This window comes from Terribacillus saccharophilus, from assembly GCF_002272075.1.
GTDB classification, from domain to species: domain Bacteria; phylum Bacillota; class Bacilli; order Bacillales; family Amphibacillaceae; genus Terribacillus; species Terribacillus saccharophilus_A.
In genome coordinates this window covers 1-539 of record NZ_NPBJ01000031.1, presented here as the reverse complement: position 1 = coordinate 539, position 539 = coordinate 1, and the positions used below count along the sequence as shown (strand labels likewise).

Here is a 539-nt window from a genome sequence, read left to right as displayed (position 1 = left end):
TTTGATCCGTAGTCAAACGCTCTATCCAATTGAGCTACGGGCGCTTATTAAGAACAACTTTTATATTGTATCATTTAACTCATAACTTGTCAACACTTTTTTTGGTGCGGCCGAGAGGACTTGAACCTCCACGGGTTATTCACCCACTAGGCCCTCAACCTAGCGCGTCTGCCATTCCGCCACGACCGCTTAAAGTCAAAAGAAAAATGCTGCCTGTGTTTCACAGCATCGGCAGATCTATATGATCATCCTTTGCTTTAAACAGATGAGCCATGAAGGACTCGAACCTTCGACCCTCTGATTAAAAGTCAGATGCTCTACCAACTGAGCTAATGGCTCACAACAAAAAAGTAAGCTGGGCTAGCTGGATTCGAACCAACGATCACGGGACCAAAACCCGTTGCCTTACCGCTTGGCTATAGCCCAATAAATGGCGGTCCGGACGGGACTCGAACCCGCGACCTCCTGCGTGACAGGCAGGCATTCTAACCAACTGAACTACCGGACCGAGCCTATAAAGACTCGTTATGAAAAACGAT

The 539-nt window shown here is 47.5% G+C and carries 4 tRNA genes; all 4 read right to left on the bottom strand.

Annotation, left to right across the window (positions count from 1 at the left end):
* Positions 1 to 102: 102 nt before the first annotated feature.
* Positions 103 to 189, bottom strand: a tRNA-Leu gene (locus CHH48_RS15985).
* Between the two features lie 77 nt (positions 190 to 266).
* Positions 267 to 339 (bottom strand) — tRNA-Lys (locus CHH48_RS15980).
* A gap of 16 nt (positions 340 to 355) precedes the next feature.
* Positions 356 to 426: transfer RNA gene (locus CHH48_RS15975), tRNA-Gln, on the bottom strand.
* Between the two features lie 5 nt (positions 427 to 431).
* Positions 432 to 508: transfer RNA gene (locus tag CHH48_RS15970), tRNA-Asp, on the bottom strand.
* Positions 509 to 539: the final 31 nt, after the last annotated feature.